General features: G+C 48.5%; 18 protein-coding genes, 1 tRNA gene and 2 pseudogenes. 16 read left to right on the forward strand and 5 right to left on the reverse strand.

Annotation, left to right across the window (positions count from 1 at the left end):
- Positions 1-19: 19 nt before the first annotated feature.
- Positions 20-463, reverse strand: a complete 444-nt coding sequence (locus BLQ17_RS06455; RefSeq protein ID WP_092220981.1) for a hypothetical protein — start codon at positions 461-463, stop codon at positions 20-22.
- Positions 464-916: 453 nt separating this feature from the next.
- Here BLQ17_RS06455 and BLQ17_RS06460 point away from each other — a divergent pair, with 453 nt between their 5' ends.
- The 10 genes from BLQ17_RS06460 (at position 917) to rlmD (ending at position 12,369) form a co-directional block, all read left to right on the forward strand.
- A complete protein-coding gene (locus BLQ17_RS06460) occupies positions 917-2,734 on the forward strand; it encodes a PP2C family protein-serine/threonine phosphatase (RefSeq protein ID WP_092220984.1) in 1,818 nt (605 codons plus the stop codon).
- Between the two features lie 245 nt (positions 2,735-2,979).
- Positions 2,980-4,029 (forward strand): sensor histidine kinase, encoded by a 1,050-nt coding sequence (locus BLQ17_RS06465; protein WP_176761114.1) that lies wholly within the window; start codon positions 2,980-2,982, stop codon positions 4,027-4,029.
- A 403-nt stretch (positions 4,030-4,432) separates the two neighbouring features.
- A complete protein-coding gene (locus BLQ17_RS06470; protein ID WP_092220989.1) occupies positions 4,433-5,128 on the forward strand; it encodes a GntR family transcriptional regulator in 696 nt (231 codons plus the stop codon).
- Positions 5,129-5,151: 23 nt separating this feature from the next.
- Positions 5,152-6,150, forward strand: coding sequence for a TRAP transporter substrate-binding protein DctP (gene dctP / locus BLQ17_RS06475; protein WP_092220992.1), 999 nt, complete (start codon positions 5,152-5,154; stop codon positions 6,148-6,150).
- Entirely contained in the window at positions 6,147-6,668 is a 522-nt protein-coding gene (locus tag BLQ17_RS06480; protein ID WP_092220995.1) for a TRAP transporter small permease subunit, read from the forward strand. The genes dctP and BLQ17_RS06480 overlap by 4 nt, the downstream gene beginning before the upstream one ends.
- Positions 6,668-8,413, forward strand: a complete 1,746-nt coding sequence (locus tag BLQ17_RS06485; protein WP_218121728.1) for a TRAP transporter large permease — start codon at positions 6,668-6,670, stop codon at positions 8,411-8,413. Before BLQ17_RS06480 ends, BLQ17_RS06485 begins: the two co-directional genes overlap by 1 nt.
- 9 nt (positions 8,414-8,422) lie before the next feature.
- Entirely contained in the window at positions 8,423-9,388 is a 966-nt protein-coding gene (speB, locus tag BLQ17_RS06490; protein ID WP_092220998.1) for an agmatinase, read from the forward strand.
- 328 nt (positions 9,389-9,716) lie between these two features.
- A complete protein-coding gene (locus BLQ17_RS22845) occupies positions 9,717-10,067 on the forward strand; it encodes an MDR/zinc-dependent alcohol dehydrogenase-like family protein (RefSeq protein WP_218121729.1) in 351 nt (116 codons plus the stop codon).
- The gene (locus BLQ17_RS06495) at positions 10,064-10,852 is read left to right on the forward strand and encodes a zinc-binding dehydrogenase (RefSeq protein ID WP_245695021.1); all 789 of its coding nucleotides are present in this window, start codon (positions 10,064-10,066) and stop codon (positions 10,850-10,852) included. The genes BLQ17_RS22845 and BLQ17_RS06495 overlap by 4 nt, the downstream gene beginning before the upstream one ends.
- Before the next feature lie 299 nt (positions 10,853-11,151).
- Entirely contained in the window at positions 11,152-12,369 is a 1,218-nt protein-coding gene (gene rlmD / locus BLQ17_RS06500) for a 23S rRNA (uracil(1939)-C(5))-methyltransferase RlmD (RefSeq protein WP_092221194.1), read from the forward strand.
- Between the two features lie 347 nt (positions 12,370-12,716).
- On the opposite strand, the gene BLQ17_RS06505 is transcribed toward rlmD, so the two are convergent.
- Positions 12,717-13,562, reverse strand: a complete 846-nt coding sequence (locus BLQ17_RS06505) for a LuxR family transcriptional regulator (protein ID WP_143005449.1) — start codon at positions 13,560-13,562, stop codon at positions 12,717-12,719.
- Positions 13,563-14,254: 692 nt separating this feature from the next.
- Between BLQ17_RS06505 and BLQ17_RS06510 the strand changes: the two are divergent.
- A pseudogene (locus BLQ17_RS06510) lies at positions 14,255-14,494 on the forward strand (integrase core domain-containing protein); the annotation flags it as partial.
- Between the two features lie 62 nt (positions 14,495-14,556).
- A pseudogene (locus tag BLQ17_RS23135) lies at positions 14,557-14,840 on the forward strand (transposase); the annotation flags it as partial.
- A gap of 73 nt (positions 14,841-14,913) precedes the next feature.
- On the opposite strand, the gene BLQ17_RS06515 reads toward BLQ17_RS23135, so the two are convergent.
- Positions 14,914-16,443, reverse strand: coding sequence for a dipeptidase (locus BLQ17_RS06515; RefSeq protein ID WP_092221004.1), 1,530 nt, complete (start codon positions 16,441-16,443; stop codon positions 14,914-14,916).
- Between the two features lie 725 nt (positions 16,444-17,168).
- Here BLQ17_RS06515 and BLQ17_RS06520 point away from each other — a divergent pair.
- On the forward strand, positions 17,169-17,366 hold the full coding sequence (locus BLQ17_RS06520; protein ID WP_092221007.1) for a hypothetical protein: 198 nt from the start codon (positions 17,169-17,171) through the stop codon (positions 17,364-17,366).
- Between the two features lie 502 nt (positions 17,367-17,868).
- Here BLQ17_RS06520 and BLQ17_RS06525 read toward each other — a convergent pair.
- Positions 17,869-17,945 (reverse strand) — tRNA-Arg (locus tag BLQ17_RS06525).
- Between the two features lie 37 nt (positions 17,946-17,982).
- Positions 17,983-20,352, reverse strand: a complete 2,370-nt coding sequence (locus BLQ17_RS06530) for an Rne/Rng family ribonuclease (protein ID WP_092221010.1) — start codon at positions 20,350-20,352, stop codon at positions 17,983-17,985.
- A gap of 695 nt (positions 20,353-21,047) precedes the next feature.
- On the opposite strand from BLQ17_RS06530, the gene BLQ17_RS06535 reads away from it, so the two are divergent.
- The 3 genes from BLQ17_RS06535 (at position 21,048) to BLQ17_RS06545 (ending at position 25,522) form a co-directional block, all read left to right on the forward strand.
- Complete coding sequence (locus BLQ17_RS06535) at positions 21,048-23,378, forward strand: LPS-assembly protein LptD (RefSeq protein ID WP_092221013.1); 2,331 nt, start codon at positions 21,048-21,050, stop codon at positions 23,376-23,378.
- Between the two features lie 75 nt (positions 23,379-23,453).
- Positions 23,454-24,416, forward strand: a complete 963-nt coding sequence (locus BLQ17_RS06540) for an acetyltransferase (RefSeq protein ID WP_092221016.1) — start codon at positions 23,454-23,456, stop codon at positions 24,414-24,416.
- Positions 24,417-24,472: 56 nt separating this feature from the next.
- Positions 24,473-25,522: a lytic murein transglycosylase gene (locus tag BLQ17_RS06545; protein WP_176761115.1), complete on the forward strand. Its 1,050-nt coding sequence runs from the start codon at positions 24,473-24,475 to the stop codon at positions 25,520-25,522.
- Positions 25,523-25,662: the final 140 nt, after the last annotated feature.

Genomic DNA, 25,662 nt, shown 5'->3' on the forward strand with positions numbered 1-25,662 from the left:
ATCAACCAACAGAGTTTTTTCACATTGGCATATGTGAATACCAGAATTTTACGGTATGCTCTCCGCCCGCTTCCTTAAACAGGCAGATAATTCCCCACTTCCCCGGCTCGTCAATGGTAAAGTTCGCCGCAAAAATACCACTGCCGTAATCCTTGAGATTGGCAAGCTGCTCTTTTCCCGATGGCGAAACAAGCTTCACCTTTCCCACGGCTTTTAAGATTTTTTCTCCATTGCGCATAAATGACATCATAACGTGGTGGGTCCTGCCCTCGGGATCCTTCATATTCATACTTGCCAGATCCATGACCTGAAACTGGGCGTGCAAATCATCCACCATTGTTTTATGGACAAAGCTATTGCCCTTATGGTCCATTGTGTGTCCGTGACCTGAGTCCGACATGGCAAAGGAATTGGTATAAACGAAAATAGTGAGCAGAGTGAGTAACAGGCTTATTCTTTTCATTGTTCTCTCCTGAAAAAAAAATCGAGGTTAATAATTGGGGCGGAAAAGACACCACTTCGTCCCGGTGATTGTCCTCGTACAAGCAATAGAGGTGCCAGCAGGGAAAAAAATAAAATGATATCCCGGTACCCCTCATAACAAGTGACAAAATAAAATCTTCCCGCGTGTGGTGTAGTCGTGCATTGCGACCAACTGCCTAATAACCAGACACCAGAACGGAGACAACTGTCTCGTTTCTGTACAACCTAAAGTGCTGGGAAATTTCTTCCAAGGCTCCAGCGGGTACCTGTATGTTACGATAAGTTCAAACCGGTCAGCTGTTATCCTTGTTTGGTTTAGTTTTTGCTGGATTGAGTTACAGTTAAGGTTAGCCGCACTCTCAATCCACCAGGCCAGAGCAGATTTTTGGTCTGCAGGCTACAGAAATATCGACGCAAGGGAATCGACTGCACAATGATTAAATATTTACGGACTCTGCGCCCCACCAGCTTGAAGCAAAAAACCGCTGTGTTCATTCTGCTGCCAACTTTTCTCATCATGGCAGGTATCGGCACGCTCAGCCTCAACCTCATGGGAAAGGTATTGCTTGAACAGTGGCAGCAAACTGCGATTGCAAAATTACACCAGTCCGCCCACTATGTTGACATGCGGCTTATGCGGCCAAAGGAGGTATTGCAGTTTCTGCAGCAAAAAGAGCAGGACAACCTGCGATGGAACGAGATTCAGGTGCTGCTTGACCAGCTTGAAAACCTCGATGGGGTAGTAAGCGTCAACCATGAATGGACAACCGGACCGGCGCCAGACGCGCAGCCGACGAAAGCAACGGAGATGATGCATCGTTTTACCAAACATCGCCTGACCCGGATAACCCTGTCGTTGCCGCAGTATAATCCCCAGGCAAACAGCAAGACCGTCTCGATGTTTGCCTGGTTTGAAGATCAAGACGGCCACGATACCGGATACATCGAGGTTATTCTCTCTTTTCTTGACCTGATCGACCAGATAGTCAAATCCCCCTGGTGGAAGAGCAACAAAGCGTTTATCGTCGACGGGCAAAGAAACATCCTCGCCAGTACACCCCTGGTTGAAGACGCTGAACAAAGCTCAGGAAGAGTGGTTTTCGGCAAGGAAGACAGGTTCGAGGCGAAGACCTGGGAGGCGATGGTGCGCAACAGTTCCGGTACCGTATTCAGCCCGGGGATGGTCCCCGAAAAAATCAGCGGTTTTTACAGGCTTGCAGAAGCTCCCTGGACGCTTGTCATTACCGCGCCCGGTGAACAGGTGCTTCGCCCCATTCTCAACTTCAGGCTGTACTATTTCATCATTGGCGGGGTAGGAATTCTCGTGGCGTTGTCATATATCCATTTTGTAACGGAGCAAACAACCCGCGCCATTAACCGGTTGTCCAGTGCCGCCGACGATCTTGCACGGGGAAAATTTTCCGAACCGCTGATGGTAGACAGCCGCGATGAAGTGGGAGACCTGACCACCAGCTTCAATCTTATGACCAGACAGCTCAAGGAGCGGTTGCAGCTGCAGCAGGCCATGGATATAGCCCGTGAGGTCCAGCAGAACCTTCTGCCCCGGCACGGATTTTCCGCTGACGGGCTTGAAGTGGCCGGTACTACACTGTACTGCGATGCCACCGGAGGCGACTATATCGATCTTCTGGACCCGTCGGTTGAGAACAAGAGCATAACCGTAGTTGTCGGCGACGTCGTCGGTCACGGCATTGGTGCCGCCCTGTTGATGGCAACCGTCCGGGCACTGCTCAGGGGAAGGGCAAGCCGACCGGGCTCCCTTGCCGAGGTGATCAATGATGTCAACAGATTGCTCTGTAAAGATACCTCCCGCTCTGGAAATTTCGTAACGCTATTCTGCCTCGAAATCGACCAACGCAACAAACTGATCAGATGGGTACGCTGCGGTCACGATTGCGCGCTACACTATTGGCCAGCGGAACATGTGTTTAAAGAACTCAGGGGAGAAGGGCTCGCCCTCGGGGTTGACGCTACGTTTTCATACGAGAGCAATTCCATACGCTTTACCGACGACCGACAACTGATACTTTTAGGCAGTGACGGTGTCTGGGAAGCAGAAAATAAACAGGGGGAAATGTTTGGCAAACAAAGAGTTAAATCAATTATCAGCAAGTGTCATGAGCTGCCGGCTGAAAAAATAATCGATAAAATCACAGAGGAGATAATTCTTTTCCAGGACGGGGCTCCGCAAAACGACGATATTACCCTTGTTGTGATAAAGACCTGGTAAATAACGACAGCACCAGTAGGAGCGACACAGCACCCTGTCACATCGCACTGCAACCATGACGTGCTCCCGGTGCCGGTGAGGCTTGAGATCCTGCTGCATCCGGTTGTCACGCCCCCTTGTAACAGCCGTGTTAAACGGATATGATTATAAGAGATCGTGATGTTGTTTGGTCAGGCGTTGTACCAAACCTTCTCCTTTTAACATGCCGTATCCGGATTACGGCAGACAAACACGGAGTTGAATTCATGAGTGGCTTTTACAAGACGGTTTTAATCGCATTTTTAGTCCTTATTGCATCAATCCTGCATTTGCGGACCAGCTCGGCGGAGTACTACCTGCATGTCCTGCACCAGGAAATTTTCTTTATACCAATCATCTTTTCAAGCTTCTGGTTCGGGTTACGATTTGGCCTGGTTGTCGCCGTCATAGTCTGTTTTCTATACACTCCCCTCATGATAGTTCACGGCGGCCCGCCTATCGAGAATATAGTTTCTCAGGTCTCTTTACAGCTGATCATGTACCTGCTGGTGGCGGGGCTTATCGGCTGGCTCAGTGACCGGCAACGTCTTCAGCAAAAACAGCTGCTGCAGCGGGAAAAAGAAGCATCCCTGGCCAAGGCCGCATCATCAATCAGCTTTGAGATTAAAGAAATAATTGAAAAAATTGAAGAGATCTATTCGGAAGAAACGGACATCCGGGATACCGGCAGCACCGATAATTTCCAACAGGAAATCAGCAGGCTCAAGCATCTGGCAGTGATCCTGGCCCAGTACAAACCTACGGAAAAACAGGAGGCCCTCTCCAGGGACCTGAACCATCTGCTTGAAAGCGTCTGCAAAAAATACAGGCCGGCCGCCAAGAAAGCTGGAGTGGAACTGCTGCTCGACCTGGATCCGGCCGGTTGTCCCACAATGCTTGCCAGTGAATCCCTGGAGCATACCATAGACTCACTGATAGACAATGCTCTTGATGTCTCCAAGCATGGCGGGAAAATAGTGCTCCGTTCAAAACGGGGAGGAAAAAACTGTACCTTGACGGTTTCCGATGAAGGTCCGGGAGTCGCAGAAGATAATCTTGCCAAACTGTTTTCGCCGTTTTTTACAACCAAAGATGAAGGCAGCGGCCTGAGCCTTTCAGCCGGAAAAAAAGTCCTCAGGGAAAAAGGTGGCGATCTCAGGTATGAACCAAACCCCGGCGGCGGCGCACAGTTCAGCATAGTTGTCCCGCGGGAAAACATCCAGGACAATATCGATGAATTTGCCAAAGCCAAGGGTTTTACGTCACAGCCCAGGTGAGCGAGCGCAGGCTTTGCGGTGATTTGCCCATAACGTTTCGCGACCGTGTGATCCAGGACATCCGGCCCTTGCTATTATTTGCTCCAGGTAAACTAGAGTTCTGCTACGTTTATGTTCCCGGCTACTCTTCTCATTATCAATGACCGCGCTTCTCATAGAATCGACTCATTTCTTGACCGGCCGTAACCTCTTCACGGCCCGGTTCTTTTCCATAAGTTCCAGCTAAAATCGACAGCTCGACAACTGATCTGTTTCGCGAATGACGCAACTTTCGGCAGCTCTGCCGCAGAGCATATCTTTTTTAACATATATTTCAATTTGCATCTTGACTGAAATTTCAGTTTGTGTTTCAATATAAACACAAGAAGAAATCAGACACACACCTCAACAGGAAAGGCAAGCTATGTACTCGGAGAATGGTGAAACCTTGGAACAGTTCAAATCGCACTCCCTCATGAGCCACGTTTACGAAATACTTAGCGAAAAACTGCACCGCGGAGAACTCCTGCCGGGCTCAGTAATAGATCAGAAGAAGATCTGCAAGGAACTCGGCATCAGCCGCACTCCTCTCAACAATGCCCTTATCAGATTGGATGCGGAAGGTATCGTCACCATTCATCCCCGCAGCAGGGTTACTGTAAACATCCTTGAAGAAGAGGATATTCAATACCTCTACGGAATAATAGGAACTATTGAAAGCACCCTTATCGTCAACGGGTTTGACAACTATACAGCTGAAGTCCTGGGCCAGATGAGTGAGCTGAACGGGCGGATGAACGGCTATGTCCAGGAAGGGGATTTACGCTCTTACTCGCTGCTTCACTACGAGTTCCATCAGTTTTTTATAACGATGGCACCCAATGTGTTCGCAGAAAGAATCCTGCGCCCGATCAAGAACAGACTCTGGGACTTTCCGGCAAAGTCCTTTCCCCGGCAATGGTACCTGGATGCATGCTCCGAGCATGACAAAATTATCGAGGCTATCCGCAACAAAGATCTCAACGAAGCGGTTTCCTGCATGAAAGATGTTCACTGGGATTTTGAATACAACAAGAAGTACCTTCGAACGGTCTATTTTTCTCAAAACAACAGACCGTAACCTCAAAAAACAAGGAGATAACGATGAAAAAGTCCAATTTTCTGCTGTCGGTATTGCTTGTGGCTGCCATGGCCCTGCCCAGCCTCTCTTGTGGTGCTGAGTTCACGATTAAACTTCAGAGTTATTACCCCGCCGGCATGATGGATGCGGAAAAACAGTTCGCCGACACAGTAGCCAAAGAGAGCGGCGGGAGAATCAAGATCATGCCCTACTCAGGTGGAGAGTTGGTCCCCTCCAGCCAGATATTAAGTGCCGTCAGGACAGGCACTATCGGTATGGGCAGAGGCATGGGCCATCATTTCACGGAAACTCCCATTGGTTCGATTGAATCCGGGATGCCTCTTGCGTGGACTTCCCCTGAAGAAGCACAGTCCATTTTCTTTGACTACGGGTTGAAAAACATTATCGAGCAGGAATATGCACAGCATGGTGTCAAGTACCTTGGACCCGTCTGGGCCGCCCCTTATCATTTTCTGAGCAAAAGGCCCATCCGGAGTATAGAGGACATGCAAAAGATGAAAATCCGTGCGGTGGGAGCCTCTGCCAAAATGCTCAACAAAATCGGGGTAAAAACTGTTTCCATGCCGCCTGAAGACATCTACCTGGCCCTCACCACCGGTCAGATAGACGGTGTTCTTTACGGTTCCGCTTTTGAATACAAAACAACAAAATATTACGAAGGTGCCCGTTTTTTCAATACCTCCCCGGTCCTGGATCCGATCGTTGACAATCTTGTCATCAACCTGGATCTCTGGAACTCCATCCCCGCAGATTTGCAGCAAGTACTGCAGCAGGCGGCAGATGCTTTTCGCGCAGGTTACTATAACTGGATAACGGATAAGGACCAGGCAACCATCAACGAACTGTTCAAGAATACGAACTCGTCTTTTTCCCCGGAAGACATGAAAAAAATGACGAAAGCGGCCCTTTCGGTATGGGATGAGGAAGGCGCGAAGTCAGAAGCCAACAAAAAGGCGGTCGAATTAATCAAAAAAGCAGCGAAAGAGGCCGGACGGTTATGAAAGCGTTGAGAGAAAAATTACAATTCCTTGTAATTTTCATCACCAGGGCTAACCGAATAATCGCCTACACCATTTCCGCTGTTTTAATTCTCTTTGGCGCCATCATGCTCTACGAAGCCATAGCCAGGCATTTTTTCAACAGCCCCACCACCTGGGCCTTTGAATTCAGCAAAATGTCATTTGGTTTCTATATGATCTGGGCAGGAGCATACGCCATGCTCTGCGGTGAACATGTCAGCATGGACATCTTCTACAGCAAATGGTCGCCACGGGCAAAAGCGATAATGGATTCAGTTACCTTCGTGTTCTTCATGGTATTCATCTCTCTGCTGCTCTATCTCGTAACAGAGGATGCAATAAATTCCATTTCCTTTAAGGAAGTCTCCAACTCGACCCTGGCTCAGCCCCTTTATCACTGGCGGGCCAGTCTCGCGGTTGGGATTTTTCTCCTTCTTCTCCAAGGTATAGCCGAGTTCATAAAAAACCTTTGGTTTGCCGTTTATAATGAGGCACTGTGATGGCTGGAAAAGTTAGCAACAACTCGCTAAAGATACTGGTTGTTTTATATTCTTTATATATCTGCATAGTTGGAGGGCTCTATTTTGCAGGAATGTTTGACGCCGGCAATACCGTTGAGGTGTCGATCTTCATGTTCGCCAGCATGCTGATTTTAATGAGCACAGGCCTGCCCATAGCCTTCTGTCTCGCCACCGTGGCCATAATAACCGCATGGATCTTTGAGCCGAATCTGGTCAACATGCTGCTGTTCCAGTTCAAAGACTTCACCCTGGAGTCGGGAAAAACTCTGATTTGCATACCGCTGTTCATCTTCATGGGTTTTATCCTGCACAGCTCAGGTATCGCCAAAGACCTCTTTGATGCGGTCTACTTATGGGCCGGCGGCCTGCGCGGGGGCCTCGGTATGGGGACCGTTCTTATTTGTGCCATCATGGCGGCGATGATCGGTGTCAGCAGCGCTGCCACCCTGTCCATGGGCATCATTGCGGTACCAGCCATGCTGTCGAGAAACTACGACAAGCAAATTGCCACCGGCATCGTCCAGGCGGGAGGAGCACTGGGATTTCTGATCCCCCCTTCCATTATGATGATAATGTATGCCTTTGTAGCCCAGGAATCGGTCGGTCGGCTTTTTGCCGCCGGCCTTGTCCCTGGCATTATGCTCGCTACCATGTACGTTATCTATATCGGGATACGCGCATATTTACACCCCGATGTCGCCCCCGCCCTCCCCGCTGAAGACCGGGGAACTTTCAAGGACAAGGTGGTGGCGCTGAAATACCTGGTCTTGCCCTCCTGTATCATTCTGGGAGTTTTGGGCTGTATATTCACGGGTGTCACCTCGCCGACCGAAGCCGCCGCGCTCGGGGCCGCCGGGGCGATGATCTGCGCAGCCATTCGCCGCAATCTCACGTTCAAGTGTTTCAAGGAAAGCCTGATGCGGACCCTGAGCCTCTCCGGGTTCAACGCCTACATCATTCTGGGAGCTATTGTTTTCAGTGCAGTCTACAGCGGGCTTGGCGCCTCAAGCATGATCAGGGAAGCGTTGACCGGCATGAATGTCAGCCCCTGGGTGGTTGTGGTGATGATGCAGCTCAGTTTTTTTCTTCTGGGCATGTTCCTCGATGACATTGCGATTCTTTTTCTCTGCATGCCGATCTATGTTCCCATCATTAAAGCGTTAGGACTGGACCCGGTCTGGTTCGCAGTACTCTATGTAATGAACATGCAGATGGCATATATTACACCGCCTTACGGATTGAACCTGTTTTACATGAAAGCGGTTGCGCCAAAAGAGATTACGCTCAACGATATTTATCGCTCCATCGTCCCGTTTCTGTTTTTGCAAGCCGTGGGTCTCATCCTGCTGCTGGTATTTCCGCAAATAGCGCTTTGGCTCCCGAGCCTGATTTTTGACTATCTGCAGATGTTGATCTACCCCGACCTGCTTTTCAGCAAGTTGGACGTGATTATCCAATACCCCGGCCTTTACAAGGTGTTGATCAGCAATCCCCAGATGCTTTTCGACGCAGGCAATATGACCAATATTCTAAATAATAGTGCTGTCGCAGATGTTCTTTTCAACAATCATGATTTCAGCAGCTTTCTGTTGAACAGTTCTGATTTTGTCAAGATGCTCGTCAAGGAAGATTGGCTGGTACAGCTTCCGCAGATGAATGAATTCCTGCAACACCATCAGCAGTTTCTGCAAGACCATCAACAAATAAAGCTGTTAATGCAGTAAGGAGTTATAATGTCAGATAAAATTATTACCTACCAACCCGTCGACTCCCTGCGGTCCCCACGCTTTAGCGGAGTCAGAACGTTCATGCGGCTTCCCCACGGAGACGGGCTCGAGGATGCTGATGTCGCCGTGTTCGGGGTCCCTTTTGACACCGGTGTATCGTTTCGCCCCGGCGCCAGGTTCGGGCCTGCGGCTATTCGTGATGAATCGATCATTCTCAAGCCGTACTGCCCCATAACCGATGTCAATATAGTTGAGAATATATCCGTTCTCGACTACGGAGACATCGACACTGTCCCGGGGTATATCGATGACAGTTTTACCGCAATTGAAGAAAAGATGGTGGAGATATGTGGGTCAGGAGTTATTCCCGTCTGCATGGGCGGCGATCACTCCATCAGCCTGCCTCTGCTGCGCGGGCTCACCAAGGTGCTGAAAGAGCCGGTGGCACTGCTCCATTTCGACGCCCATAGCGACACTATCCCCGGATATTTCGGTCGTGACTACAACCATGGCACGCCGTTTTACTGGGCGCTTGAAGAAGGACTGATAAAACCTGAACACTCAATCCAAGTTGGCATCCGCGGCCCACTCTACAGCAGGGATGCGCTCGATTATCCCAAAAGGAGGGGAATGGAGATAATCACCGGGCCACAACTGCATGAGATGGGTGTAGCCGCTGCGGTAGAGGGCATCAGAGAGCGTATCGCCGGACAACCTGTGTACGTAAGCTTTGATGTCGATTTCCTCGATGCTGTTTATGCCCCGGGAACCGGAACGCCGGAGATCGGCGGATTCACCTCCCATCAGGCGCTGCAGCTGCTGGCCGGTTCCTGCGCCAATATGAACCTCAAAGGCATGGACTTGGTGGAAGTTATGCCGGCCCAGGATAATGCGGGCGTTACGGCACTTGCCGGAGCGTCGTTGATTCATCTTTTTCTCGCCCAGGTTGCAAAGAATCTGCAAGATCAGTAACCGCAACTCCACGGCGGCACTGTTGCTCTTTCAGCCGCGAACAGGGTGGCTGTCCCGAAATCAGGGACAGCCACCCTGTTTGCACACCTGCTCAATAAATCCCTCTGCACTCCCCTCCCCGACCTTACCTTGGCCAGCAGATAACGCTTTTACAATCCGTGCACCGCATAACATAGAGATGGCAGGGATAGATTTCATCTGGCCCCGGCCCGGATCAGCACTCCTGTGATGCGCCTGGGAAGTTGCAAAAAACGCGAAACTGTGTTGCAATCCAGTTGAACGGGTTTGTCATCCTGATTACGCAAAATAAAATTATGGCGGAGCCAAAATGTGTGATTTCAGCTATCTGTTGCATAACGATCCCGAAAGATTCTCTTTAAAACCTGACCATCCCACGATGAAAGCCGTGATAACAACCGGCACCGGAGGATACGACAAGCTCGACTACCGTGATGTTCCGGTTCCGGTCCCCGGGCCGGGAGAAGTACTGCTCAGGGTTCTTGGAGCCGGCGTCAACAACACCGAGATCAATACCCGGCTGGGCTGGTATTCAGCATCGGTAAAGAGCGGCACAGGACAGTTTTCAGCCGACAATCCCAGGTTTACAACTGAGGACGGCGGCTGGAATGCCCCCCCCCTTTTCCCCTTATCCAGGGAACCGACTGCTGCGGGGAAATAGTTGCACATGCAGGTGATGTTACCGGAGCACAAATCGGCAGCCGGGTACTGGTTCGTCCCTGTATGAGGCTCAACGGCTTCAACTCGCTCGAACATATCTGGATGGCGTCAGACTTTGACGGTGCTTTTGCCCAATATGTGAGGGTGCCGGCGAGTGAGATTTTTGCGGTGGACTGCAACTGGACCGATATCGAACTGGCGACCATTCCCTGCGCATACGGAACAGCGGAAAATCTGGTGCAGCACGCAAAAATCAGCGACTCCGACCGAGTGTTGGTGACAGGTGCATCTGGCGGAGTGGGCTCCGCAGTTGTCCAGCTGGTAAAACGGTGTGGCGCCGGAGTTACAGCAGTTGCCGGCCAGGCGAAGATGGCAGCGATCCGAGCATTGGGAGCAGACAAAACCATTGTCCGCGGAACGAACCTTGTTGATGCGCTCGGCCAGTCGAGCATCGATGTCGTCATCGACAACGTTGGCGGCGAAAACTTTGCGCAATTGTTAAAACTTCTTGTCCGAGGCGGACGGTATGTATCCTCCGGCGCGATCGCGGGTCCGATGGTTTTTATGGACCTGCGCGACCTCTACCTGAAGGATCTGAGTTTAACCGGATGTACCGCATGGAATGAAACTGTGTTTCCAAATCTCATCGGCTACATAGAAAGAGATGAAATCAGACCGCTGGTGGCTAATACCTACCACCTCAAGGATATATCGGTTGCCCATCAGAATTTCATTAAAAAAAAACATGTCGGAAATTTTGTCCTCATCCCCCCGGCCCCGGATTAATAGCACAATATCCCAGCCCGACAACTACCACACCGGAATGATACCCCCGTGCCTACAACTCTCTGGTTAACCGATGAAAAAACAGATGATTCGATTCACCAACGTATCTGCCGTCAGGGAGGCGACCGCAAATGGGGTAAGAGCTGTTTATTTATATAGCCCCGGTCATGCTTTTCCATTACCTTTACATCCAGGTTGATTTCTGTGGCCGACATCGATACACAAAACGTTACGCTATAACAGGTTTAAATATTGTTAAACTTCTGACCGACTACCCCAGCGGCAGGTTCCAACCGACGATGAAAAAAAACATACCAAATAGATTAAGAAACCCCCATTCACCCCCTGATAAGCCCCGGGAAGAAGTTGTCACTCCCCCCTGTCCCTACTTCAGAGATTGCGGCGGGTGCCAGTTACAGGATCGAACGTACCGGGAATCATTACGAGTCAAAGAGGCCAGGCTGACAGCCCTGTTAGGCAGATTTGGCAAAATAGAACCGATAATTTCGATGAAAACCCCCTGGAGCTACCGCAACAAATGCCATTCAACCTTCGCTTACGACAGACGATTCGGCATAAGAAACGGCCTTTATGCGGAATACAGCCACAGAGTGATCCCCATCGACCGTTGCCTTATTCAGGATGAAAGGGCGGATAATATTATCGCAACCATCGCGTCGATGATGAAATCGTTCAAGATGACCGCCTATAATGAACAGACAGGACAGGGGTTTCTTCGCCATGTCCTTATAAAGATAGGCTTTGCAAGCAATGAAATTATGGTTGTCCTGGTGGTGACTTCTAACATTTTCCCTGGAAAAAACCACTTCGTTAAGGCCCTGAGGAAAAAGCATCCGGAAATAAAGACGATCATCCAGAACATCAATGGTGAAGATACGACGATGGTGCTCGGCAAAAGGGAGATCGTTTTATTCGGCAAAGGCTGGATCGAGGATACCCTCTGCAACATGAAATTTCAAATTTCGGCAAAATCCTTCTTTCAGATCAATCCGGTGCAGACAGAAAAGCTCTACGAAAAAGCGATGGAGATGGCGAGATTGACTGGACGGGAGATCGTGCTCGACGCCTATTCCGGCATTGGAACCATTGGCCTGGTGGCGAGCGGCAGGGCCAAAACTGTCATCGGCGTCGAACTCAACGGGGACGCCGTCAGAAACGCCCAGAGAAGCGCCAGACTCAACAACGTGACCAACGCCACCTTCCATAAGGGTGATGCGGGAAAGTTCATGGAATCCATGGCAAAAAACGGACAAAAGTTGGATGTGGTCTTCATGGATCCGCCCAGAAGCGGATCGACTCAAACCTTTATCCACTCCATTGGAAAGATAAAACCCAGGCGGGTGGTCTACATATCCTGCGGCCCCGAGAGTCTGGCGAGAGATCTGGACTGGCTCAGACAAGAAAACTACGACGTCAAAAAAATCCAGCCGGTGGATATGTTTCCATGGACGGAACATGTGGAGACCTGCGTGGAACTTCGCCGCCGGGACATATAGTGGAGCCTCCTCCCCCTCTTCTGCCGGCGGCACCAGGTTAAAAAACATACATGTGATAAAGTCAGCGTATTCTCCAGATTATAAACAAGAAAAACGAAGCAGATCAACTGGTCCGGAAAGCTCTATTAACAAATACGCAACTCAACGACCTGCTCGTGGCCGGTTTTCCCCCTTTGTAAAAAAATAACGTTTGCCTCTTTTACCGGTTTGTAACGGGCAGGGGCGGAGTATGGCTGAAAGGATGACTCACATTATTTTCAGCTCTATCCGGTTCTCAACGATGTTGCATACTCGATCCTGCCGCAATACAATGGAGCATCGGTTAGACCACATCCCGATAGAAAAAATCAAGGGATCGGTACAGAAGTGTGTCGTCGATCAAGGCTCATCAAGTAAGAACACAGGTTTGTTTTCTTATTCGTCAGTCCAAGTTTTTTGCGAATACGGTGGCGGTGAACGGTCACGGTGTTGACCGACACACAAAGAGTGTTGGCGATCTCCTTGCTGCTCAGACCACGGCGAATCATATCTGCCACTTTACGTTCTACCGGGGTCAAGCGTCTGTACTTGGAAGAGAGGTTTACAGCAAAAGGCGAGGTTATATCCATGAGCAGGCTCCTGGCCATGTCAAGCTGTGTTTTCCCCTGTTGGCTAAGATCTTCCTGGTCAATACGATCCAGGTAAGGCAAGATAAAATCCTGAACATTGGCCAGCATTTTACTCTCTAACTCTGTCAGGACAGACTGCTGTTGCCGTCCAAGGTAGTTAAGCAGGTGGCTGGCCGGGAAACGCCTGTCAAGGTGTTGGGGCGATCGGTCTGCTGAACCGGCCAGCGGTGGTTGCTCTGTAACAGAGGTGACTACGCCTTCTACGTGGGTTTTCTCTCTGGAAAGATACGCAGAATACTGTACGTTTGATTCTTTACCGTTTGGTAAGGAAAAACGAGCCTCGTGCATTACCACAAACCCTTTTTTCTTGAGAAGGTCCAAGAAATAGTCATGATCTTCAGTTCTGCTGTAATGGTTTGGCGGAACATAATTCTGTATACATTCTTCAATGTTATCATATCCAAGAAGTTTGGCAAAAGCGGTATTGCATCCTTCCAGTTTACCGTCGGAGATACGGCGGACATAAGTGCCTTGTGGAGGCTTGCTGGCAAGCAGAAGATTGTGGAGCATATATTTAGAAGTCAACAGTTACCTCCCTGGCTTGTACAAAAATAAAACGAAGCTGCTGGCAGACCTTACGTTACGACCGGTTTGTTTTTCATAAAGCAACACCTGCCACAAGCTTATTCTCCCTGTGTTACTGATACGTCTGCTGCTTCAGGAAAAAATAATCTTACTGCATCTCATTATGCAAAGCAATTCGTTCTATCACCGAAAAACAGAGTCTTAAGTTACAATCCTCCCATTGTACGCTGTATGGCGATAATTGGTCTACAGCAATCCATACGCATTCAACCCAAGCAACATTATCGCGCAACAACATATACACAGAAGGATTACTGTCATCACAACCTGATCCTGCGGACCTCTTTTTTCGCCGGAGGGATACGAGAAAATTTCAATTACACGGAGTAACCATTCTGTAACCATTTTTCCAATCTTGTCATTTTTACGAAAACGGAGAAAATAGAATCACACCGGTGCAGAGGTTCTTGTCTGTACAGCTCGCGATAACAGTTTCAAACAACCTGCAACTTTGGTGTTTTCACCTTTACAAGAACAACACAACAAGGAGGATCTTACGCTGTTTGTCCGCTTTTAAATTTAAGTTCTCTAAATGATACCAGCTGAGAACTGTGATTGTTTTGACTCTTACTGCTTTTTATCCGGGGGTACCGCTGCTGTGCTGGAAACATGGCCTGCCACTTAACTTGCAATCACCGCAAACGAATGGAATATGTGAACGCTTCCATAAAACTGTTCTTCAGGAATTTTACCAAGTTACCTTTCGCAAGAAAATTTACCAAGATCTTGAAGATCTTCAAGTAGACCTGGATGACTGGTTATTACTCTATAATTGGGAGAGGACACACCAGGGAAAGATGTGCTGTGGAAGAACGCCAATAGAAACTCTTGAAGATGGAAAAAAATTGTGGAAGGATAAACAGCTGAACTGAATTTGACCTGACAAAAACCCTGTCAAAATTGGTATTTGTCAGATCAAATCGTGACTACTACACGTTATCCTTCTATCGCAAAATCCTGGACGAGCCGTTGGGAGAACGTCATACCACTTTTAGATATCCTTTTGAAATCAGAAATATTATCCACACAACAAACGCTATTTAGTCGCTCAACAGCGTAATACGCAAGGCAATAAAAAACCGACGCATCTTTTAAAACGATACGTCGGTTTTTAAAGTTGTGTTCCTGGCTATCCAGAAAGCTTCTGAAAGATGGACCATGCCTATTCGGAACTGGAGACCGGCCACAAATCGCTTTCTCATTGAATATGAAGATAGATTCTCAGAATCTCTGCAAAAAGCAGTTACACAGAATTATTTACAGAGTCAATTCTTATTATCAAAAGGCTCTGCTACCAATCTATAACTGAATTATCCAGATACTTTCCTCGCAGTTTATTGGCCAAATCCAATGCCATCTCAGAAGCTTTCATCCCCTGTGCATTTGAATAATTGTTTAAAAACTGGATAGATTCCTCCTTGCTTGATTTTTCATACAGATCTAGTGCTGTTTTTTCAATAGCTCCAGCTAAGGCAAACTCCTCGTCTTCAAACTTTTTCCAAACTGGCTTCACATCTTTTTCTGCAGCTTTATTAAATTGTCTCCGGCTGAGATTCCCTACTTCCTGAAAACGCCACCATGCAGACGCTGGGTCATATTGTTGCGCATAACCAATGGTGTATCCTTTTGGCGTTTCCGTAATACCAGCATACCAAGGTACGTATACACTCGTGGCGGGAGTATCAAAAGCAACCCACATGACGCCTCCGATCTCATTAGGCATCCAGCTTCTCAGGTGTACAACCTGACTGACAACCGTACCTGATCTCGAAATACTGTCGCCCATACCTTTAAAAAATGGGTCACCATACCGGCCAGCCTCAGGAACCTTGGACAAATCGTACTTAGTGCCTTCTAAAGCGTCTCGTAGAACTGCCATAGCATCTCGAACAGTTATTTTCTTGGTTGGCACTACTTCATAGATCAACTCATCTTCAGATTGCTCCTGACCTGATAGTAAAGACGCCATTCTCCAACGGCGAAGATTATTATAGGTGTCAGTTTCATTCCCCCTTTCTACTCGCTGCGTATAAACTTTTGCAAAATCAAACGGAACATTTTCTTTGGGATCAAACCATCCTTTTTCTATCGCATAATCAACCAGATCCTCAGACATCATAAAATTGTCCTTATCATCAAGATCCACTTCATGTATCCCAAAACTGTTTGGACGAAATGAAGCCATATTGTCAGGAACTTTTTTAGCTATCCATTTTCCACCAGGGACCGGTTCAAACCACCACCCCTCGTTGGGATCGGCGATCGCCATTGTTACAGTACCTTCTGCACCATAGATGGATGATGTATTGAAGCCATATTTTGTAATGAGGGCCCCCAGCATCCTGACAGCTTCTCTTGCTGATTTCGCTCTTTCTAGTACTAACAATGACAAGTCATCAGCCTCAAGGAGATGACCATCTAAGGAAAGCTCCTTAAAATTATAGACACCATCCATAGAGACAGCGACTTGATTCTCATTCATGCCAAAAAGCCAAGATTCGTCTTTTCTTGTTCCAGTGTCATAAACACAAGATGCAAATGTATATGCATAAGTAACATCAACTTGGGGTATCTTTTCACCTCGGATCAATGTGAACGTTTCATCCGGATTGTGTTTCTTTCTCGGAACTCTAACTAGGTGAGAGGGTGTCCCGGACCAATCATCATTTGCAGCTAAAATTACAGATCCATCAACGGTAGCATTCTTCCCTATCATCATTGAGGTGCAAGCTTCAGTGAAGATGGAATTGAAAGGAATTACAAGTGTGAAGGTGATCAGGTTTACTAGACTAAACACGTTGATTCGCTTTACAATATTCATTCAAAGGCTCCTTACTGAACATCTTTTGATCGTATATCGTTTAAAGGAAGAACTTAATCCCTTTAAACGCCCCTAACGCTAAAATAACAAGTGAGTCCACCCTCCCAACCATTTATTGTTTATTGTATACAATGCACCACCGCTGCCATTCACTTCAGATGTGTCATTTTCATGATAAGGCGTATACAATATACAAGTCAAGAGGTTCTTTTTATCAAAAAAAACATTAATCTTGCTATAAGCCTTAGTTTCACATCCGATACTGTTCTGAAACATTTATTCTGCATGGCGCCGACCTTGCTCGGCACAAGCTATTCCAGGAGACCCCGAACTTCAACAAGATGGAGAGTGGGATACCGGTGGCAATTCAAACATCATCTTCTTCCACCTTAAAGGTGGTACATTCATCGACCATATAGAGAATGGATTGACAGAATATTCCCCCATGTTTTGAAAACCCGATTTCACATGTCCGGCTACTGGAACACCCCTTCTCTATGTTATTGGGAATTAATTCGCTTAGATGCCGAAGGCCATGTGCGTTGAGCTTTGGCTGTAAAAAGGAGGGTGTTCAAAATTTTGTGTCAGTTAACGAATGTGATGGGTTTTCTTTTACCGTACCATCATTTGGCTGGGCTATAAATGCGGCGGAATACAGTGATGTGGTAGGAATTAATGGACACTTTCCTAAGAGTGAAAATATCAATTTTTAAATGAGGTTATCCATGAGCAAAAGAACCAGACGAAACTATAGCGAGGAATTCAGAGACGAGGCAGTCAAACTCATCACCGAACATCGTAAAGAAAGCAAAGAAAAATCTGACACCAGACGCTGCATACAGATCAGCCTGTCAGATTTGGCTCGTGAAAAAAACATGCTTTCAATTACAAAAAATGGTGAAGTGTTACCCCATTCTTCTTAGAAAAATGTTCATAATTAACTGTGTCGCACAGGGGATCAAAACGCCTATCTCCCCTACATCAAGGACAAGTTCAATTGCAATTCTCTTTCAAAATTAAAAGACAACGAACTGCAAAAAGTGAAACAATATGTTGCCAACAGAAAAAGACAGAAAAGACAATAGTTTTTTCTCGGTTTACTAGCAAATATTAACGCTCAAACACCCCGGAACGGACATTTTTTCTTGTTTTGAAATTATGTCCGTTTTTTTTATCGCTCGCCAGCCAGAACACCCCAAGAATACACAAAAAGTCTCATAAAAGTTTCATTGGATCCCCAGTATAAAAGTTTCTCGGGTTGCCTGCCTCCCTATAATAAAAAAGGATAGAAATTTGATCAAGCTACATGGGGCCTATAAAGCACATCCCCTTTCTTTGGTGGAGACTCGGTTGTACAGGAGTTGCACAAAATCACCAAAAAGAAAAAGCGGTTACAGCTTGAAAGCCGTAACCGCTTGAAATTTCTGGTACACCAGACAGGATTCGAACCTGTGACCCCCTGATTCGTAGTCAGGTACTCTATCCAGCTGAGCTACTGGTGCATCGGAGGTTGCTATATACACCAGATCGCCGACGAACTCAAGCCCGTTTTTTAGCTGTCGGCTCTTTTTCTTTCTTGTGAAAAATGATCTCGTTATCGGCGGGTTTCATTCTCGATCTGGCATTGATTGCAATTTCAACCCCATAACTCTTTTCCATGTCGCTCAACTCGGTTCTTTTTTTATTGAGCAGATACGACGCTACTTCCAGTGGGAAATGACACTCTATCCTCTCAACAGGTTTCCGGCTTGCTCCGGTCTGGATTCGCCGAAGATAGAAAAGTGAGAGAGTTTCCACCGAACGGACTGTTCCTCTTCCTTTACAATGTTCACATCGCTGATAATTTCCGGCCTCGATGGGAGCACCGAGTTTCTGCCTCGAGATCTGCATCAGGCCAAACTTTGATATTCTGCTGAAATCGACCTTGGCCTTATCTTTTTTCATCGCCATCTTGACCTGTTTCTCAACGGCGAGAATATTCTTGCGGCTTCTCATGTCGATAAAATCAACCACGACAAGACCGCCGAGATCCCGCAGCCGCAGTTGGCGGGCCAACTCGGTAGCTGCTTCCAGATTTGCCTGAAAAATCGATTCCTCGAAGTTTTTCCCCTTTGAGGTCGAACCTGAGTTCACATCGATTGCAACCAACGCCTCCGTGGGGTCAATCACGATCGATCCGCCGGACGGCAGATTAACCTGCGGCTGGTAGATCGATTCGATCTGATCTTCTACACTGTACTGGTTGAATATCGGCCTGGCCCCTTTATAAAGCCTCACCTTGACATCCTGCTGGGACTTCGGCAGCATCTCAATAAACGATTTGACCTGCTCAAACGCCGTTACATCGTCCACCAGGATTTCCTCTATGGACGGATCAAAATGCTCTCTTAAAAAACGAAGGACACTGTCCTGATCTTTGTATACAAGCCCAACTCCGTCAAGCGTCTGTCCGCTGTTTTTAATATCTTTCCACAGTTTCAGCAGAAATTTAACGTCCTTCTCAAGGGCCGTCTGGGTTATATCCACGCTGGCGGTTCTTACGATCCACCCGATCCCTTCCGGAATATCCATGGACTTCATCGTTTCGCGGAGCTGAACCCTTCTCTTTTCACCGGATATTTTCCGCGAAATTCCGGCGGAATCGGATCCCGGCATAAGGACCACGCATCGTCCCGGAATGGAGAGGTAGGTGGTCATGTTGGCCCCCTTTTTCCCCACCTCTTCCTTGACGACCTGGGCAAGTATCTCCTGCCCCTTTTCCATCACGTCGGTAATGGAGAGCTTTTTCCACTGATGAGTATCGACAAGATGCCGCAGTTCCTTGCTCAGGTCCTGCCTGTAGTATTCCGGATGTATCTCGTTAAACGGGAGAAACCCGTTCTTTTCTGCACCGTAATCGACAAATGCAGCTTGCAGACTGGGCTCAAGAGCAACTATCCGGGCCTTGTAGATATTGTTTTTGCGCTGGGTACTTGATGCGGTGGAGATATGAATCGATTCGAGTTTACCGTCCTCAAGAAGTGCAAGACGGCACTCCTCGGGCTCCTCGGCATTGATGAGGAGTTTGCACAGTTTTGATGTTTCGGCTTCTTCCTGTGTCTTGTCCGGCCTTGAATCAACCTCGGCCTCGGCAGACACCGTCTGTTCGCGCTGTTTGCTTACGGCTTCTTTTTTAGCCGCAGCCTCTTTTTCTGCAGGCGCATCTTCTTTGGCACCAGCATCCGGCGTCACCTCGCCACTCTTTTCGGCTTTTCCCGCTTTGACCGCAGTTTCCTGCGCTGCAACCTCCTGTTGTTCAGGAACAGCCGAGACCGCCTCTTTCTGTTGCTTGTCCGCCGTCCGGCCTTTTTTTCCCTGGGTAGTTTCGGCGCCGCCACCCTTTTTGCGCGGCCTTGCCCTTTTGGGCTTTGGTTTTTCCTTTACTTCAGCCTCCACCCCGGGACCTTCGCTTTGCCCTGCTTCACCCTTGCCCCTGTTGCTCTTTTTGCCGACACCAGCGGCCGGCGCCTTTTCTTCAGGTGTCGACGCAGCCGATTCCTTGGTGCTACCCTGATCAGCTGCTGCTTTTTTCCGGGTTCTTCCCCTCTTAGCCTTGGCAGGCTCCTTTTTCACCGGCTCAGAGCCATCCGCAGACAGTTCCTGTCCGGCAGCGTCCGCTTCAACCTCATTTTTTCCTGTAGCCGGACTCTTTTTCCGCGGTCTTTTTGGGGCGGAACCGGTTTTCACCTGTTTCCTGCTTTTTTTCTCAGGTGCTTCCTGTTGCTGTGCTACTGCCGTTGCCGGGAGTGCATTATCCTTCGGCTCTTCCTGGGGTACCTCGAGTTTGGAGGTGCTTTTCCACCATGCACCGGTTGTTGCCTTGATCTTTACGATTTTTTTGTCTTTTGCATTTTTGTTCGTTTGAACCATATTATTCCTTTGCCGCATACCTCTAACCGGTGTAGGGACATACGGCCTTCGTTCTCGATACCCGGACCGATTGCGCCTTTGATCTAAAGCAGAACCAGGCCGGACGTTTCTTGATTACCAACTACTGTTGTGATTAAAAAGATGCTGAACACGCTTTCCAGACAGTAACGGCTCCGAAGAACACCGGTCATTCTTAGAAAATTGATTTATTGTGGGCTGGAGTGAGAAAATTCGTGTGCAGAATCTTTTTGCAATTTTTTGTGTCTGTAACAGTGCCGCCTGACCATCATCGAGCGACAACCGTTTTCTTCAAATGTTTCTTCAGTCATTAAGTGATCAAAAAACAGACACCCGCAAACACTAGTACTGTCTATTGCATCGAAACACAAATATTATTTGATTGTGTGTGCTTTTTTTTACCTGCTACTGCTTATTTTTGCACTATTTTCAGAGAAGAAGGCCCCTGTTTTCAACTTACCGGCACAGCAAACCTGCGGTGCTTCTCTTTTTTCCAATCGACTTCAGCTGCAGCTGCGGAGACCGCCGGTCATAAAATCACGACTTTAAACTTGACAGTGGTCACTCTGAACCGTAAACTTCCATGTTTATTAAAAAAGAGATTCAAAGTCATGTTGATTTCGCCAACATAGACCACTAGCTATTCAATCAACCAAATCATAAATATCGATAACAATATGGTGACCTTGTCCCCCGGAAAAAATATTCGTAACTGCTGCCTGTTGTTCAGTGCTTTGATATTCACCTCGTCGACAACCGCAGCCCTGGCTGATGTAGTGTCCACGGAAGAATGGAACATATCCGCCGACAAGGTCGTTCGGTATGAATCCCCTAATAGCATAGTAGCCACAGGAAATGTTGTCCTGGAAAAAAAGGAGAAAATGTCCCCTGCGGCACCCAAGGATTCGCAAGCACTGACCAGCTGGGCCGAACTTCTTGAAGAAGATGATGTCGAGCAAGTGCAGGCGGCAGGTGAGGTGGAGAGGAATGCCGAACCGGTCTTCCAGACAACCGTTTCAATAAAAGCGGACTGGATAGTCTACGACGTTGATCTTGAATCGATCAAGGCAAAGGGCAACGTACAGATAATAACGGATGAGGATCAGCTGTTCGCCAATGAGGGCACGCTCAATCTTGTCAGCGAAACAGGAAAATTCGAAGACGCTACCATCCTGAGGGAAAAAGACTCGCTTCACCTTGAAGGCGAGGTGATTGAGAAGACAGGTTTTGACACCTACAGGATTGTCGACGGCTGGGCTATCACCTGCAAGGTTGAAGGCGACGAACCGCCCCCCTGGTCGTTTTCAAGCGCCCGCACCGACATAAGACAGGGAGGGTACGCCGTTTTAAAGCACGCTAAATTCAATATCCGCAACGTGCCCGTTCTCTACACCCCGTACCTTATCCTGCCGGTAAAAGGCACCCGGCAGACCGGTTTTCTTTTTCCCGAGTTCTCAAGCTCCTCTGAGGGCGGCTTTGCTTTTGATGTTCCTTTTTTTCTCAACATATCCGACTCTGCTGACATCACCTTCTTTCCCGAAGTTTATCTAAAAAGAGGCGTCATGCCGGGAATGGAGTTCAGATACGTTTCAAGCCCCACCGACAAGGGAGCGTTTACGCTTTCATATCTCGACGATGATCTCTCCGATCCTTCGGAAACAGAGTATTATGAAAACACCGGATATACCCACGACAACAGCGACCGTTACTGGGTCAGGGGAAAAGCGGATTACACTTTCGGCGACAACTGGCAGACACGCCTTGACCTGGATATTGTCTCCGACCAGGATTACCTCAAGGAGTTCAACAGTGGAACAACAGGCTATAAAAAAACCTACGAACGCTATCTTGAAACCTTTGGCCGGGGTTTCCAGAACGACACCAGCGTATTGCGGGAAAACTCGCTGAAAATGCTCAAAAACTGGCGTGGTATTTCCCTGCAGGGAGAATTGCTGGCCATCAACGATACGTATACGACGGCGAATGAGTCAGTCACCGACGACACCGACACTCCTCTTTTTAAGCTGCCCAGCATTGATTTTTCCGGCACCATCCCCACCAATTATGCCGGAATCAGTTTCAACTGGGACAGTGAATACGTAAACTACTGGCGGGAAGACGGCGTAGGGGCCAACCGAGTAGATTTCGCACCGTCGATCTCGGCTCCCCTGCCCCTGGGACCATATCTGGAATCCCGCGCCGAGTTCAAACTTCGTGATACTTTCTATCTGGTCGAAACCTACGGCGATGCGGAGTGGGAGCACGACGATACCCAGAATCGTTTTTACCCCGAGTTCACGGCAGACCTGGCCACTACTCTGGAAAGAGACTTTTTTACCAGCAATGCGGAACTTGCCACCCTGAGACATCAGATCAGGCCTTTTTTGGCCTATGGATATATCCCCGACGTCGACCAGGACGAGCTGCCCAAACTTGACAGCGTCGACAACATAGCTGAAAGAAACGCCATCACCTACGGACTTGATAATTTCTTCGACAAGGTAGCTTCCGGTTCCTCCGGGTGGGACTCCCTGACCGAATACGCTACCTACAAGATTCAGCAATCCTACGATTTCAGTGACGACTCGGATGAACCTTTCTCCGATATATTCAGTGAACTGCGGTGGAAACCAATCCACAGGACGTATTTCGAATATAAGACCTACTACGACGTCTACGATTCGAAATTCAACAGCCACACGGTTGAAGGCAACTATACCAACACCAGGGGAGACCAGTTTGGCCTTGAGTACAGCCTCAAAGACAGTGCCGACATCGAGCAGATCAACGCCTTTGTCAAGGCAGCACTGGTGGACCGTTGGCTGTTTAAAGGGGAGATCCAGCACTCCCTTTCCCTGCAGGAGACAATAGAGGCATTCGGCTCCCTGACCTATCAGGCGCTGTGCTGGTCCGTCAGCCTGGAAACGAGATACACGCCCGAGGATACTTCCTACTTAGTGACCTTCAACCTGGCAAATATCGGTCTTCCGCTGGGAATAGGCCTGTAACACCGCTCTCATCTACTTCTATGCTGGTTATTTGCGGTCTGCACCGCACATAACCAGCCAACCGGTACTTACCTTATGGAGCAGTACGATATTTTCAACGGGGATGCCGACGGCATATTCGCCCTGCACCAGTACCGCCTGAAATATCCGGAGAACAATGCAGTCAGGATAACAGGCGTAAAACGCGATATTGGTCTGCTCCGTCAAATAGAAGGCGTCAAAAACTGTTCGGTCACAGTCTTTGATATCTCTTTTGACAGCAACAGAAAATCTGTCGACACACTGCTGGCCGACGCCAATCACATTACCTACTTCGACCATCATTTCTGCGGCAACACGCCGCACGATTCCAGGCTCACGGCCCATATCAACCCGTCGGCGGATACCTGTACATCGATAATTGTCAACGACACCATCGGCGGCGAGTACGGTTTATGGGCGATTTGCGGCGCTTTCGGAGACAACCTGCAACAGCAGGCGGCAGAGATGACCAGCCGTTTTCACCTTGACCCGGGCCGGACAAGTCAACTGAAAGAACTCGGAGAACTCTTTAATTACAACGGGTACGGCGCAGATATACAGGATCTTCATTTCCATCCGGATAATCTTTACCAAGCCGTAGCACCATACCGCGACCCTTTTGCGTTCATCGCCGACTCCGAACAACTTCTTACCCTGCGTCACGGCTACCACGACGACATGGCATCTGCTCTTGGCCAGCCCGAATACAGGACCGATTCGAAAAACAGGGTTTTCATTTTTCCCGACGCACCGTGGGCAAGACGAGTTTCCGGGGTGTTCTCTAACCTTAAGGCGGTAGAAAAAGGATCCTGCGCCCACGCCATCATTTCCGAAAATCCGGACGGCAGTTTTCGGGTGAGCGTCCGCGCTCCCTTAGACAACAAACGTAATGCCGACACCCTCTGCAGACAGTTTCCAACAGGTGGAGGCAGGGCCGGCTCCGCAGGCATCAACCAACTTCCAAAATCGCAGTTTGACCTGTTTATTGAGACCTTTCTCAAGATGTATCCGGACTGATCATGTATACCTGCAACAAACCGTCCTCCCGTTACTCCGCCAACAGAAGCATGCGGATGCGGTGCTTCCTTTCGCTTCTGCTGTTCTCCGTTATTTTCGTGCAGCTGTTTTCTCCAGACGCTCCCCCGGCTTTTGCCGGAACCAACGAAAAAATCAAGGCCGCAGACCTTGTAACCGACAATCAGCAGATCAACACAGCCAGCAGCCGTTACCAGCTGCTTTTCATGGAACTCAAAGCCGAGCATGGTTTTACCGCGGCCGAACTCAGAAATCTGTTTCAGGGTGTTGCCATTAACCGCAGGGTGCTCGAATTAATGGACATGCAGTGGGAGGCAAAACCCTACTATGAATACTGGCCGCGTTTTATAACTTCGGCGACTGTCAGACGCGGCAAACAAAACCTGGCGAAATACCAGCACCTCTTTGACAGGGTTGAGCAGAAATTTGGCGTAAACAGGGAGGTTATTGTCGCCATCTGGGCTATCGAGTCGCGCTTTGGCACCAACATGGGGGGCTTTAATATTTTCCAGACCCTGAACACCCTCTTTGACGCCTACCCCAGGAGATCCGATTTCTTTCGCAAGGAGCTGCTGAATTTCCTTATACTCTGCAAAAAAAACAAGATCGATCCGCTGCAGGTAAGAGGTTCCTATGCCGGTGCTTTTGGCCAGGCGCAGTTCATGCCGTCGAGTTACAATTCATACGCCGTTGATTTCGACGGCGACGCAAGAGTGGACCTGATCTCGTCGCTGCCCGATATATTCGGCTCCATCGCAAATTACCTGAAAACATTCGGCTGGACTCTGAACGCCCCGGTCTTCCATGAAATAGGAGATGAGCTACGCTCGGTAAAAGCCATCCAGGTTTACAACAAAGGCAGACTTGGGAGAATAGACTGGCGCTATCTTGCGCAAACACAACAGATCAACCTGCCCCGGCCCCCCGGTGGAGGCATGCTTTCCATTGTCGGGGTTCTGCTTGGGCCCGACCGCGGCGATAAAACCAGATATGTCGCCGGGTACCCTAATTTCCACGCTATTACCAGCTACAATCACAGCCATAAATATGCCATGACGGTTAGTGAACTGGCAGCGGCTTTTAAGTAATGCGTCTTCAGTGTTTCGTGATCGGAAGGTGCGCCTTTTTCCTGTAAAATGATTTCACTTTACAGCTTTGGCTGTGTAAACTGAGTTATGCTGTTACTGCTTGTTATAGATGACATAGCCATACAAAGAACAATCGTGGT

Source organism: Desulforhopalus singaporensis, assembly GCF_900104445.1.
GTDB classification, from domain to species: Bacteria; Desulfobacterota; Desulfobulbia; order Desulfobulbales; family Desulfocapsaceae; genus Desulforhopalus_A; species Desulforhopalus_A singaporensis.

Coding starts and splice junctions, on each gene's coding strand:
- rlmD (WP_092221194.1), top strand. CDS start 11,152: ATGAAAAAAAACATACCAAATAGATTAAGAAACCCCCATTCACCCCCT.
- BLQ17_RS06540 (WP_092221016.1), top strand. CDS start 23,454: ATGGAGCAGTACGATATTTTCAACGGGGATGCCGACGGCATATTCGCC.
- dctP (WP_092220992.1), top strand. CDS start 5,152: ATGAAAAAGTCCAATTTTCTGCTGTCGGTATTGCTTGTGGCTGCCATG.
- BLQ17_RS06470 (WP_092220989.1), top strand. CDS start 4,433: ATGTACTCGGAGAATGGTGAAACCTTGGAACAGTTCAAATCGCACTCC.
- BLQ17_RS06480 (WP_092220995.1), top strand. CDS start 6,147: ATGAAAGCGTTGAGAGAAAAATTACAATTCCTTGTAATTTTCATCACC.
- BLQ17_RS06455 (WP_092220981.1), bottom strand. CDS start 463: ATGAAAAGAATAAGCCTGTTACTCACTCTGCTCACTATTTTCGTTTAT.
- BLQ17_RS06485 (WP_218121728.1), top strand. CDS start 6,668: ATGGCTGGAAAAGTTAGCAACAACTCGCTAAAGATACTGGTTGTTTTA.
- BLQ17_RS22845 (WP_218121729.1), top strand. CDS start 9,717: ATGTGTGATTTCAGCTATCTGTTGCATAACGATCCCGAAAGATTCTCT.
- BLQ17_RS06520 (WP_092221007.1), top strand. CDS start 17,169: ATGAGCAAAAGAACCAGACGAAACTATAGCGAGGAATTCAGAGACGAG.
- BLQ17_RS06515 (WP_092221004.1), bottom strand. CDS start 16,443: ATGAATATTGTAAAGCGAATCAACGTGTTTAGTCTAGTAAACCTGATC.
- BLQ17_RS06535 (WP_092221013.1), top strand. CDS start 21,048: ATGGTGACCTTGTCCCCCGGAAAAAATATTCGTAACTGCTGCCTGTTG.
- BLQ17_RS06465 (WP_176761114.1), top strand. CDS start 2,980: ATGAGTGGCTTTTACAAGACGGTTTTAATCGCATTTTTAGTCCTTATT.
- speB (WP_092220998.1), top strand. CDS start 8,423: ATGTCAGATAAAATTATTACCTACCAACCCGTCGACTCCCTGCGGTCC.
- BLQ17_RS06530 (WP_092221010.1), bottom strand. CDS start 20,352: ATGGTTCAAACGAACAAAAATGCAAAAGACAAAAAAATCGTAAAGATC.
- BLQ17_RS06545 (WP_176761115.1), top strand. CDS start 24,473: ATGCGGTGCTTCCTTTCGCTTCTGCTGTTCTCCGTTATTTTCGTGCAG.
- BLQ17_RS06460 (WP_092220984.1), top strand. CDS start 917: ATGATTAAATATTTACGGACTCTGCGCCCCACCAGCTTGAAGCAAAAA.